This is a genomic window from Sphingomonas horti (assembly GCF_009753715.1).
Lineage (GTDB): Bacteria > Pseudomonadota > Alphaproteobacteria > Sphingomonadales > Sphingomonadaceae > Sphingomonas_B > Sphingomonas_B horti.
This window is the reverse complement of record NZ_WQMS01000022.1, coordinates 1-12,047: the sequence shown is the minus strand read 5'-3', so window position 1 is coordinate 12,047 and position 12,047 is coordinate 1. Positions and strand designations below refer to the sequence as shown.

At 63.2% G+C, this 12,047-nt stretch carries 10 protein-coding genes; 5 read left to right on the top strand and 5 right to left on the bottom strand.

The window, feature by feature from the left end; translation table 11 throughout:
• Nucleotides 1-122: 122 nt before the first annotated feature.
• The 4 genes from GON01_RS16455 to GON01_RS16440 all read left to right on the top strand — a co-directional run bounded on the left by GON01_RS16455 (nucleotide 123) and on the right by GON01_RS16440 (nucleotide 3,728).
• Nucleotides 123-1,616 (top strand): glycine cleavage T C-terminal barrel domain-containing protein, encoded by a 1,494-nt coding sequence (locus GON01_RS16455; RefSeq protein WP_181600265.1) that lies wholly within the window; start codon nucleotides 123-125, stop codon nucleotides 1,614-1,616.
• Nucleotides 1,617-1,644: 28 nt separating this feature from the next.
• A complete protein-coding gene (locus GON01_RS16450) occupies nucleotides 1,645-2,148 on the top strand; it encodes an aminomethyltransferase family protein (RefSeq protein ID WP_181600264.1) in 504 nt (167 codons plus the stop codon).
• Nucleotides 2,148-3,014: a formyltetrahydrofolate deformylase gene (gene purU / locus GON01_RS16445; protein WP_157028487.1), complete on the top strand. Its 867-nt coding sequence runs from the start codon at nucleotides 2,148-2,150 to the stop codon at nucleotides 3,012-3,014. Before GON01_RS16450 ends, purU begins: the two co-directional genes overlap by 1 nt.
• A 75-nt stretch (nucleotides 3,015-3,089) precedes the next feature.
• On the top strand, nucleotides 3,090-3,728 hold the full coding sequence (locus tag GON01_RS16440; protein WP_157028484.1) for a TetR/AcrR family transcriptional regulator: 639 nt from the start codon (nucleotides 3,090-3,092) through the stop codon (nucleotides 3,726-3,728).
• A gap of 293 nt (nucleotides 3,729-4,021) precedes the next feature.
• Here GON01_RS16440 and GON01_RS16435 read toward each other — a convergent pair whose 3' ends face one another.
• The 5 genes from GON01_RS16435 to GON01_RS16415 form a co-directional block, all read right to left on the bottom strand.
• Nucleotides 4,022-4,600, bottom strand: a complete 579-nt coding sequence (locus GON01_RS16435) for a hypothetical protein (RefSeq protein ID WP_157028483.1) — start codon at nucleotides 4,598-4,600, stop codon at nucleotides 4,022-4,024.
• Between the two features lie 403 nt (nucleotides 4,601-5,003).
• The gene (locus GON01_RS16430) at nucleotides 5,004-5,996 is read right to left on the bottom strand and encodes a dipeptide epimerase (RefSeq protein WP_157028482.1); all 993 of its coding nucleotides are present in this window, start codon (nucleotides 5,994-5,996) and stop codon (nucleotides 5,004-5,006) included.
• A complete protein-coding gene (locus tag GON01_RS16425; RefSeq protein ID WP_157028481.1) occupies nucleotides 5,993-7,255 on the bottom strand; it encodes an MFS transporter in 1,263 nt (420 codons plus the stop codon). Before GON01_RS16425 ends, GON01_RS16430 begins: the two co-directional genes overlap by 4 nt.
• Nucleotides 7,252-8,820 carry a serine hydrolase domain-containing protein gene (locus GON01_RS16420; protein ID WP_157028480.1) on the bottom strand — a complete coding sequence of 523 codons (1,569 nt, stop codon included), beginning with the start codon at nucleotides 8,818-8,820 and terminating at the stop codon, nucleotides 7,252-7,254. The genes GON01_RS16425 and GON01_RS16420 overlap by 4 nt, the downstream gene beginning before the upstream one ends.
• A complete protein-coding gene (locus GON01_RS16415) occupies nucleotides 8,820-10,937 on the bottom strand; it encodes a TonB-dependent receptor (RefSeq protein WP_181600263.1) in 2,118 nt (705 codons plus the stop codon). Before GON01_RS16415 ends, GON01_RS16420 begins: the two co-directional genes overlap by 1 nt.
• Before the next feature lie 193 nt (nucleotides 10,938-11,130).
• Here GON01_RS16415 and GON01_RS16410 point away from each other — a divergent pair, with 193 nt between their 5' ends.
• Complete coding sequence (locus GON01_RS16410) at nucleotides 11,131-11,724, top strand: TetR/AcrR family transcriptional regulator (RefSeq protein WP_157028478.1); 594 nt, start codon at nucleotides 11,131-11,133, stop codon at nucleotides 11,722-11,724.
• The last annotated feature ends 323 nt before the right edge of the window (nucleotides 11,725-12,047 follow it).

The window sequence follows — 12,047 nt, the reverse complement described above, 5'->3', positions numbered from 1 at the left end:
GTGTGCCTGCGACCTGCCATCCCAATTCTCCTTCGGGTTCCAGACTATGATACAATCTGGACCACTCAGAAGGGGGCAGCTCAGGGGCCTGGGCAGCCGGAGAGGAAGCAAACGCGCCGCCTTTGGCCGCTGCTGCCAAGACGAGCGCAGAGCCGGTGGCGCTGCCGGTCGGGCCAGAGGACCGCGCCTTCGTCGACTTCCAGAACGACGTCACGGTCGCCGACATTCGGCTCGCCGCTCAAGAGAACTTCGTCTCAGTCGAACATCTCAAGCGCTACACGACGCTCGGAATGGCGGTCGACCAGGGGAAAACGTCGTCGGTCACGGCGATCGCCCTAATGGGACAAATGACCGGCCGACCGCCCGGCGACGTGGGAACAACGGGCTTCCGCCCGCCCTATACGCCGACCGCCTTGAGCGCGTTGCGCGGCCTGGGTCGCGGCGCCGCATACGCGCCCTTCAAGAGATCGTCGCTTCACGATCGCCATGAGCAGCTTCGCGCCAGCTTTGAAGACTATGGCGGCTGGACACGCCCTGCCCATTATCTCCGCCAGGGAGAAGACCGTGACGCGGCGATGCGCCGCGAAGCGCTCGCCGTGAGGCATCGAGCCGGCCTGTTCGATGCTACACCTTTAGGCAAGATCGAGGTCAGCGGCCCCGATGCGGGCATGTTCCTCGATCGAATCTATGCCAATCGCATGTCGAACCTGGCTGTCGGCAGGGTCCGTTACGGCATGATGTTGAGCGAATTCGGCGTGATCGTCGACGATGGCGTGGTCGCGCGGATGGCGGACGACCGATTTCTGGTCGGGTCGACCAGCGGCGGAGCCGATCGGGTCGCTGCCATACTCGAAGAGTGGCTGCAATGCGAATGGCGAGACCTCAGCGTCATCGTCGCGCCGGTGACGACCTGTTGGGGCAACGTCACGCTCGCCGGGCCGAACGCACGGAAGATTCTCGATCGCGCCCGGTGCGACATCCCGCTCGACAACGAATCCTTTCCGCATCTGTCCTGGCGCGAGGCGAGCGTCGCGGGCCTGAACGCGCGCATCGCGCGGGTCAGCTTCTCTGGCGAGCTTTCGTACGAGATCAGCGTGGATTGGAACCGCACGCCCGGTCTGTGGGACTCGCTCGCCCAGGCCGCGGAGCCGTTTGGCGGGGCCGAACCGGTCGGGATCGACGCCTGGATGTTGCTCCGGCTCGAAAAAGGCTTCCTCCACGTTGGAGCCGATACCGAAGGCACGACTGTCCCCGATGATGTCAGCTGGACCAAAGTCGCTGCGCGAGCGGGCGATTTCATCGGCAAGCGGTCGCTGCTGTGGGCGGTGAACCGCGAGCCCGGAAGGCTCCAGCTCGTCGGCCTTGAGGCCGTGGACGGCCGCACGGTTCCGCCGGTGGGCGCGCATTTCGCGAGCGACGACCACAGGTTCAGGACGTCGGGTTTCGTAACCTCGTCCGAGTTCAGTCCGATCCTCGATCGGCCCGTGGCGCTTGCGCTGGTGCGTGGGGGCAGAAATCGGCTGGGCGAGGTGCTGCATCTGCTTCGTAGCGGAGACGCCTATCGTAAAGTCCAGCCCTGCTTTTATGACCAGTCCGGGGAGCGAATGAATGGCTGAAGCCCAGGACCGGCGGCATCTCGCGCACTTGGACGTTCGCCAGGTCGACGCTCCGGCGCTTTGGCTGCTTCGGGTCTTCCGGCCGACACCCGAGAACGTCAGCGAGCTTGCCGCCACACTCGATGTCGCCGTGGCGGAGCGCGCCGGATTCTGGGTTGGCGGCGCAAGCCCCAATCTCCGAATCGGCCCCGGTGAATGGATCTTCCGGGATGCGCTTCCAGAGGCGCTGTCGGAGGCTAGGGAGAAGCTCAAATTGCACAGCTTGACGCCGTTGGGAGCGGCTATGTCGGCCTGGCGCATCGATGCCACACATGCGCCGGCTCTGCTGGCGAGCGGGACCGAGGTCGATCTGCACCCCCGCGCATTTCTCGCAGGCGCCGGGGTGAAGACTCTGTTCGCCCGGATCCCGGTGCTCATTTCGAACCGGGGCGCAAATGGCTTCGAGCTGCTCCATGACAGCGCCTGGCTCGCCTATGTTTCGGAATGGCTTGCGGAAGCGCGGCGCTCCTTCGATATCGCCGAGTCCGCGTGATGCAGGCAAACCGGCGCTTTATTCTTACGGCGACCTGTCCCGACATTGTCGGAATCGTTGCCGCCGTAGCGGGCTTCCTGGCAGAGCGATCGGGCTTCATCCTCGAAAGCCAGCAGCATAGCGATCCTGAGACTGGCCGCTTTTTTCTGCGTATCGAGTTCACCGGCGAGTCGGGTATCGGGAACCTGGAGATTCAGCGGCTAAACGAGGAGTTCGAGCCGATTGCCAAGCGGTTCGCGATGGCTTGGACGCTCGCCGACGCAGCGGTGAAGCCGCGCGTTCTGATCGCCGTCTCCAGGTTCGGCCATTGTCTGAACGACCTGCTGCACCGCTGGAGCATCGGAGCACTCTCCGCCGACATCGTTGGCGTCATCTCCAATCACCAGGACATGCGCGGGCTTACGGAATGGCACGGGCTGCCCTTCATTTACCTGCCCGTCGGAACGGCAAACCGTGCCGAGCAGGAAGCCGCGATCCTCGACCTGATGGAACGGCAAGGCGCGGACCTGCTTGTGCTCGCCCGTTACATGCAGGTGCTTTCGGACGCGACGAGCAGCGCACTCGCCTGGCGCTGCATCAACATCCACCACAGCTTTCTGCCGAGCTTCAAAGGTGCCAAGCCCTATCACCAGGCCTATGAGCGCGGCGTGAAGATCGTTGGCGCGACGGCGCACTATGTCACCAGCGACCTCGATGAAGGGCCGATTATCGAGCAGGACGTCGAGCGGGTCGATCATCGAATGACCGCCGATGAGCTCGTCGAGCTCGGCCGCGACATCGAGGCGAGGGTTCTTGCTCGCGCGGTGCGCTGGCATGCCGAGCGCAAGATCCTGCCGAACGGTGGCAAGACCGTGGTTTTCCGTTAGGCTTCGGAGCGAATTGTGTTGTGTAAGGGTGAGACCGAGACATCCGTCGAAGCAGCAGCGGGGCAGGAAACCAGGGTGAAAGCAAGAACGACCAGCCGCCCTCTGACGCGCGACGACTGGCTGACGATGGCGCGCAAGGCGCTCGTCGACGAGGGTGTCGATGGCGTGAAGGTGGATCGGCTGGCGCGTCGAATGAAAGTGACCCGCGGCAGCTTCTATTATCACTTCTCCAATCGCCAGGATCTGCTCGACGCGCTGCTCCGCGATTGGGAAGTGCGCAACCTCGTCGAGATCGCGCAGGTGCGGGATCGATGGGCATTGGCCGAGCCGGACCTCAGCGAAGTCGTGGCTATTTGGCTGGGCGAAGACCCCGGCTTCCTGTCGTTTGACATGGCTATCCGGATGTGGGCGCGTAAATCCCCGAAGGCCGCCAGCATCGTGTACCGTGTAGACGACGCATGGATCGCGCTGCTCACTGAACTGTTCAGGATCAGCGGCTATTCCGATAAGGAGTGTCTGGTCCGTGCCCGGATCACCTATTTTCACCAGATTGGCTATTATGCTCTGAATGTGAAGGAGGATTTCGCGCAGCGCCTCCAACTGGTTCCGATCTATTACAATGCCTTAACCGGAAAGGAGCCGACCGCGGCGCTGGATTCCGTCCTGAGCGGCCTCAAGCGACGAAGGGCGACTTCCAGGTCGCGGACGGGATGACCCGTCTGAAGGCTAGCAGCCCGGGACGTGCGCACCCGCGCCGAGACCGAAATCGCCAAACTGCTGGAACTGGTCGAGACCGGCCTGATATCAGCCCGCCATCCGGTATCTGCCAAACGGCTCGACGATCATTGCACACGCACCGCATCTTGCAACACCACCAGGTCCGATACTTCCGATGAGCGCCCTCAGCTGCCAATTCTGCCTAGCTCGCGGAAGGACGACTGAGCGCCCTATACCGGTCGTATTGGCCGGACTCGCTCCTTCCCAACAGCTGCCGAGACCGCCAGCCCTTAAACTGGGTGTGCCAAAGTAGCAGCTACCAGCAGCCCAAATGACATCGGGACGAGGACCGCGTGGATCACGCGCACGCGCGTCAAAGACAGCACTGCCAGCATGGAAAGCATCAGGGCAAGGCCGGCGAGACCCCACGGTGTGGCGTTATCGCTCATGGCTTCGCCCGACAGTTTGCGGACCAAGACACCGAGCATGCTTATTCCCGCGCTCGCCAAGAGCGCTCGCCAAATCCAGACGCCATGCCGACTGTACCGCTCGGCCAGGTCCAAACCGCCTTCAGGGACAAAGCTCGGTAGGGAGGCGCGCGCGGCAAGGGCGAGGCATGTCACGCTAAGCATCGGCATCAGGAAGCGCCAGAATGGCAGCGTCCCTGATCGAGCATGGAAGCCGGCCCAGGTCACCCACCAACCGTAGAGGACAAGGTATGCTGTGTAGCCGGCGGCAAGCAGAGCAAGCCAGGAGAGGCGGACCTCTCGTCTATTCGACAGTAACTCGTACAGACTTGCGATCATGTGGGTGATCGCGAGCCCCGACACGATCGCCAGCAGGCTCAAAACATAATCATTCTCGGTCATTTCACCCCCCTTCGCCGCCGGTATGTTGCTTCGGTGGGATCCGAATATCGATCCCTTTTGGCAACTGGCTAGCCGCTAGGATTCTGCACCTTGATAACAAGCACTCGGCGATGCTGGAGCAGTTCTGAAAGCCGCCGATCGCAACCGCGGCCGCAGCGGCGAACCTGCGCCTTTCTCGGTCATCGGCCGCGGGTTCCAAATTCCTCCAAAGTTGCCGTTCGAGATTTGGTGCGGCGGTCGTTAGGATCGCGCCCAAGACGGATATGAGCCGCCGGTTCCGAATCTTTCGAAACCGGCCGCTCGAAAGCAGCGGTGTCGATGAACCTGCTGGCGCCTGTAGTAGTCGCCCGGAGCTTTCGCTCTGTGAAAAGCGATTCAGTCTATCCGCAGGAAGTGTGGCGGATCAGCTTCCCCACAGGCCATGTGGACAAGCTATCAAACCACCCGCGTAGTTCACCTTCTCAGTCAAGTCGGACTCAAGGAATGACGGGCCATCCAGATCAACGACGTCGCAGCGCTGGCCGAGCAGGAAGGCCGGAGCGGCGGCAAGGCTGGAGCCCGCCATGTTACCCACCATCACCCCGAGCCCAAGCTGGCGCGCATGCCGCTCCATGTCCAAAGCCTCGGTAAGGCCCCCGCATTTATCCAGCTTGATGTTCGCGATCTGGAACCGTCCGACTATGCCGGAAAGCTCGTCTATGGCCAGCAGGCTTTCGTCGGCAGCAATCGGTATCGGGCTCCGAAAGCCTTCAAGTTCGTGTTCCGCGCCGCGCGGTAGCGGCTGCTCGAGCAGGGCCACTGCTGTATCGACAAGCACGTTCATCAAGACATCCAGATCGCCGCTCTCATACCCCTGGTTGGCGTCGACCATGAACCAGATGTCGGGTCGCATCCGGCGCACCAGCCGGATCCGCTCGGCGTCAGCGAGGAGATCGCCATCAAGCTTCAGCTTCACTGCACGAGCCTCTGCAAGAACGCTCAGCGCCCTTTCGACCTGCGCCGGGTCGTCAGCGCCGAGGGTGAATGTGGTGACTAGCGGGCGAGGCGCCTCCAGGCCGGCGAGGCGCCAGACGGGGTCTCCGGTGCGCAGCGATTCCAACTCCCACAGGGCTGCATCGACGGCGTTGCGCGCCCCTCCCGCCGGCATCAGGCTTCGGAGGCCCTCGCGCGTGATGCCTCCCTCGATGTCTGGCCGGAAGTGATCGATCTCGCCGATCATATGGGGAACATCGTCACCGGTGAAGAAGACTCCGGCGGCCTCACCGCGTCCGACAAAGGCGCCGTCGCGGAGCGTCACTCGAATGGCCGGGATACCTTCGAAAACCCGGCCAGCGATCCGAAGCGGGGCCTTGAAAGGCAGCGCGTGGATAGAGACGTCGAGCCGGAACCTGTTCAATGCTCCTGCGCCCCGCGCATCGCGAAAACGAAAAACAAGGCTGCAAGCAGAGCGCAGGGGGCGCCGACCAAGGCGATGGCGGTCCCAAGCATCGCCTCGCCGCCGAGCCAATCGCTGGCTAGGGCGATAGCGGCAGGGCCGGTCGCCACGCCGAACACGGCCGTCATGAAAACGCTGGCGCCGATGGCGAGGCCGCGGATCTCATTGGGAATGTTGAGGGTGATGGCGACGATGCCGATGATGGCGACCGCCGCCCCGAACAACAGGATGAGGCCGAGCATGATTGCAAAAAATGCTGTCGTTGGGGCCAGCGCGAACAACGCCAGAGGAGCAATGGCGGCGGAGGCGATCGCAGCGGGGAACACAACCCCGGCGCGACCGCCTCTCCTTCGTCCCAACTCCGCAAATTGGCCGCCGCCGAGCGCTCCAAAAATTCCTCCGGCGATCATCACCGGCCCCAGCCAGCCGGCAAACTCGCCGGGCGTCAGGCCATATGCCCGCATCAGGACGGGCGGTGCCCAGGTCTGGGCGGCTTGCATTGCGATGGCGCTGAACAGCATCGCGACCAGCAGCGGCGCGAGGAAGCGGCGGTATCGCCACGATTCGCTTGCCGCCTGCCGGGGAGAGCGGGCCTCCGTCTCGCGCTCCTGACGAGCCGGCTCGGACACGATGAGAAGGGAAAAGAGCAGGACCAAGCCAAGCGCAGCGGCCGCGACATAGATTGCGCGCCATGGACTGAGACCGAGCAGCGGCCCGTATCGGCCAAGTGCGTCGAGTGCGAAGCCGCCGGCAAGGATGCCAAAACCTTGACCGAATGCCTGACCGACCCCGAACATGCTCGTCGCCACTGCGCGCCGTTCGGGCGGGTAGAGATCGGCTATGACCGACGCTGCGGCCGGGATCAGCAGGGCTGCCACCCCGCCGAGTGCGACGCGAGCAAGGACGAGCGTCGTCATCGACTCTGCCAGTGCGGTGGCGGTCAGCGAACTCATCCAGACGAGCAGACCAACTGTCAGCATGCGCACACGATTTGCCCGGTCGATCAACCGGCCGAGCGGGATCGAACAGATGCCAAAGGAAAGGCCGAACGCCGTGCCTTGCAATATGCCGATCTGGATGTCGCTGAGACCGAGCTCCGCCTTCATCGGCTCGATCAGAAGCGACGTCAGCACCAGGTCCGTGCTCACGAAGAAGCCCAGCGCTGACAGCACCGCCACCGCCGCGCGCGCCTTGCGCGGCGGTGGATAGGCCGGTGTCACGCTGTCCTCGTGAAAGGGAGACGGCGGGTCCGGCCGGTCGTCAGCAGAAACCGATCGTCCTGGAATTCCAGGGTGGCAGCGATAGGCAGACCATCCGGAGGCACGGTTCGCCACAGATTTGGACCGATCGGCTCCAGTCCATAATCCAATGATCCAATCGGCCCGGATAGCAAAAGCCGCGGACGATCGCCGGCACCCGCGTAGAGCCGCCCTTCGATGCCCGCGGGGCCGTGCGCGTAAGCCCCCTCGCGGCCGGCGAGACTCGTGGCCGAAGGGGGCGTCACGAGATGAAGACGATCCAAATTTCCGTATTCGGTGACGTCGAGTGCGACGATCTCGCGGCCCTGCCGGACGGGCTTGATGCTAAGGTCGGACGGAATGATCGAGACCCTGATCGTGCCGTCGACATCCCGCAATGCGGGTAACACCATCCCCCCGAAGCTGATCGCCTGCGCCGAGCCATGCGCCACTAGGGATATCACCCGACCGGTCGCGGGCGAGTGGAAGTCTCCTGCCACGGGTTCCCCGCCCGAGTCGGCCGGAGCCGGGGGAAGGCCAGGGATGCAGGCATCGATGATGGCGTCCACCAGCCCGTAGAGTTCAACGACGCTGCGGCCGTTGCTGATGGCGATGATGTCCAGATCATGGTCGAGCACCTTCACCATCTGGCAGCATCCGCCGATCACGCCGCCCGAATGATGGACCGTCCTGAGGCCGCGATGCGTGTCGGAGATCAGGCCAAGACCATAGCCATGTGTCGCAAGGGGCGTGCGCATCTCAGCCCAGGCTGCCGATGTGCCGATGAGCGGGTTCGACATATGCCTAAGCCACAAAAGCATGTCGTCCACTGTCGACACGATGCCGCCTTCCCCTTTGAGCGGTATGCCAAACACGCCGCGCGCATAGCCTCCGTCCGGCAGGGGCACGTGCAACGTCGCGCTGTTCGGCAGCAAAACGGTGTCGAGTTCGCGCAGGAGCGTGTCATACATGCCGATGGGCGCGAGTATGCGTTCCTTGAGGAAATGCCCGAAGCTCTGGCCGCTCAGCCGCTCGACGAGTTCGCTCAGCAGCACATAGCCGCCATTGTTGTAGCTCCAACTCGTTCCCGGCGCGAAGTCGACGCTGTCGAGCCCCGCGAGCAGCTTCAACTGAAGGTCTTCAGGACCGGCTTTGCCAGGCCCAGCCGTGATGAGCAGGAGGTCCAGGCTGTCCCGCATGCCGCTGGTGTGGGCCATGAGCTGCCGGATCGTCGTGGCGTCCGCCCAGGCGGGCAACTCGGGAAGATGCCGGCGCGGACTGTCGTCCAAGCTTAACCGCCCTTCCTCGACCAACAGCATCAGGGCGAGCACGCAGAAATGCTTGCTGGTCGAGCCGATACGCATCCGGATCGACGGAGAGAGGACGACGGGCAGCTCGATGCTCGCCATTCCGACGCCGCGGCGATAGCCGGGGCGGCCACCCAGCGCCACGCCCACGGCAAAGCCAGGCGCATCGGTCCGGTCATAGGGAGCAAGCAGCGCGTCGAGTGCCGCGACGTCGATTCGGGCTTCGGTCATGATCGTCATCAGAAGCGGGTGGTCGCGCTCAGCCCGATCGTGCGCGGCTGCAGCATCGTCACCTGTGCGGGCCCTCCCAGCGAGGAAAGCACGGTGAAGGCGGAGATTTGCCCGCGCTCGTCGAACAGATTGCGGACGAACAGCTGCAGATCGACCTTACCAAGGCTTGCGCCGGCACGCAGATCGACGCTGGTATAGGCCGGAAGCCGATATTGAGGCAGCTGAGCGTTTCCATCGAACGCCGCTTTGCGCGCCGAAACGTGGCGAAGGGTCGCGCCAAGCCGGGGTTGGAGGCCCTCCTCGGAAAGCCGGTAGTCAAGATTGAGCGCGGCGGTGAAGCGCGGCACGTTCGGCAGTCGGTCGCCGTCCCTGGCCCCGAGGAGCGGCGCGTCCTCTGTGAGGCGGGCATCCTGGTATGCAAAAGCACCAGACGCAGTAAAGCCGGTCATCGGCCGCACAGTCAGCGTCAGTTCCCCGCCGTCCACGGCGGCGCGGCCGGCATTGGCGATGACCGAGACGCCGCCGGCGACGGTCGTCACCTGGATGTCCTTCCAGTCGATATGATAGGCGGCAAGATCGATGGCGAAGGCACGATCCGCAGTCTGCGCCCGGAAGCCTGCCTCGTAGCTTTCGAGACTGTCCGACCGGAATGTATCTTCGGCGAGCGGAAGACCGGTGGCGGGATCGTTGACGACGAAATTCGGCCCGCCTGGCCGATATCCGGTCGCGTATCGCAAATAGGCCGTGGCATCGTCGCTGAATTTGTAGCGGGCATTCAGCAGGTAGGTCGCGACTTCGTCTGTGGTTCGCGTCTCGGGGACGGAGCCGACGAGCAGTCCGGAGCCGATCTGCTCGAAGCGCTGCCGATTGGCAGCGTAACGGAGGCCGCCCGAGATGTCGAAACGATCGGTGAGGCGGAACGTCAGGTTGCCGAAACCGGCATATTCCTCATAGGTCGACGGGATCGAGAGCGTCGCCAGGTTCAGTGGAAAGGGTTGGCCGGCAGGATCGAGCTGGGTCGTCTGCTGCGTGTTTCCCGAGCGCTCGTGCGTGTAGAAGCCGCCGAGGAGCCATTCGAGACGACGTTCGCCGGTGGAGGCGAGGCGAACTTCCTGCGTGAACTTGTCCGTAGAGCGCCCCTGGTCGATAGCGACCGAACCCAGGACCAGGCCGAATCCGGCAAGGGCGGGCACATAGACGGCTGATGCATCCTGGCGGAACCTCGTTTTCGTGGATTGATAGCTGGTGATCGAAGTGAGCGAAGCGGGGCCGAAATCATAATCGATCGTTCCGCTCACAAGGCGGAAACGGTTGCGGAATGGCTCGGTGAAGAGCCGCCGCTGATCGAGCGATCCGTCCACCGGTGCGCCGCTAAGATCGAAGTCGGCTGCGGGATTACCGTCACGGTCGATGTTCTGGAGGAAGCCTGTCAGGCGCAGCGACAGGCTTTCGGCCGGCTGAATCAACAGATCAAGTCGGCCACCGTAAATGTCAGAACGATCGATGTCTTCTCGTCCCGCTGTGGGATCGTCGATGAAGCCGCCATCATGCGTGTAGAAGCCGCTGGTTCTAAGGGCCGCCTGCCCTTGCGCGACGGGAAGGCTGATTGCCCCTGCCAGATTGTAGCCGGTGCCGCCCTCATTCGTCGTGGAAAGCCCCGCCTGGGCCGTTCCTTCCATCCGCGTGAGATCGGGGCGAGCGGTCACATATTTGATCAGTCCGCCCATCGTGCTGGCGCCATAGAGGGTGCCTTGGGGCCCGCGAAGAACCTCTACGCGGTCGAGATCGAACAGGCCGACATCAAGGGCGAGCCCGCTCGCGTTCGAAAAGGCGCTGCTCGAGCCGTAAGGCACGTCGTCAACATATATGCCGACGGTGGGGCCGATATCGATCCCCGCCGTCACGCCTCGCAGCGAGACCTGAGTCTTGCCCGCGCCCTCGCTGGTGTAGGAAAGCGCCGGCACCGTATTGGCGAAGTCACGAAACTGGGTGGCGTCGAGCCGCGCCAGGTCTTCCGCCGTGACCGCGGTCACCGACTGTGGAATATCGATCAGCCGCTCTTCGCGCTTGCGGGCCGTGACGACGATCTCGTTCCCCGCATGGCTCGCGTTCTCGGCTGCCGGCAACGCTGATTGAGCAAAAGCCGCGTTGGGAAGCCAGACTAGACCAGCCACGCACGCCAGAAGCGCTCCCTTTCGCACACCCATTCTAACCTCCCCTTTTATATAAAACGAGGGTTCGTTCTTTTTGTGGCAATGTCAAGACTTGCCAGCGGGGGTGGAGGAAAATACCGAACAATCATCCTTTTTCGGAGTGTCGATGCCCAAGCGCGATCCTGCCCACATGTCCGCACAGCGCGAGCGGATCATTCGCGCGACGATGGAGTGTATCGCCGAGCGGGGCGTCGAAGGCTCTTCGATCCAGCATATCTGCCGCCAGGCCGGGCTCAGTGTCGGCGCCGTCTACGTGCACTTCCGCAACAAGGAGGAAATCGTCGAGGCGGTTTTGCACTATGGTAGCGTCAAGCCGGAGGACCTGCCGGACACATGGTCCGCCTTCAAGGCGATGGTGGTGAGCTTCGAACCGCAAATGGGGTTCGATATTGCAACTGTTATCCGCAACCGCCTTCACCTTCACGCCGAATGCGTCCGACCAGGCAGTCTGCACGATAGCTTCAAGCCGATCGTTGAGCATTCAATGAAGGTATTAGCCGGTGCAATCCAGAAGATGGCGGATAATGGCAGCGTGCGGCTGAAGATGAGCGCATACGAGACGGCGCTCAGCATCTCTGCCTTCATCGATGGCATGCTCTGGACTGCCCTGGCGACCGATCGTCCGCTCGAGGAATTCAGGCCGCTCCTCGCCGCCGGTCTGGACGTGTTTGTCAGCCCGGTGGCGGGAAAACAGGCTTAGCCGATCGCCGTCAAGAGTAGCAGCGCGCTGACTGGCACGGCCTGACTCTCCTGGTCAGCAGACGCTTCGCGTTGGCTTCCATGTACGACGTGGACCCGCCTTCTTTCCAAATCCGCCGAGAATCGAAGACTCGTAGCCCACGGTTCAGCCAAGGCAAGTCAGAGTGAACCCTACGATATCCTCTGACGCGTCGAGGATGCGCCCTTTGTCGTCGTCTGACGGCCGCGTCTCACGCCCGGTAAGCAGATGGGGTGGATGGCTCCCGCTCCCGGCATCTGAGTGCCAAAGTGTGGTTGCTGTCGAAGCGTCCACGCACGAGAGGA

Coding starts and splice junctions, on each gene's coding strand:
- purU (WP_157028487.1), top strand. CDS start 2,148: ATGCAGGCAAACCGGCGCTTTATTCTTACGGCGACCTGTCCCGACATT.
- GON01_RS16435 (WP_157028483.1), bottom strand. CDS start 4,600: ATGACCGAGAATGATTATGTTTTGAGCCTGCTGGCGATCGTGTCGGGG.
- GON01_RS16420 (WP_157028480.1), bottom strand. CDS start 8,820: ATGACGATCATGACCGAAGCCCGAATCGACGTCGCGGCACTCGACGCG.
- GON01_RS16410 (WP_157028478.1), top strand. CDS start 11,131: ATGCCCAAGCGCGATCCTGCCCACATGTCCGCACAGCGCGAGCGGATC.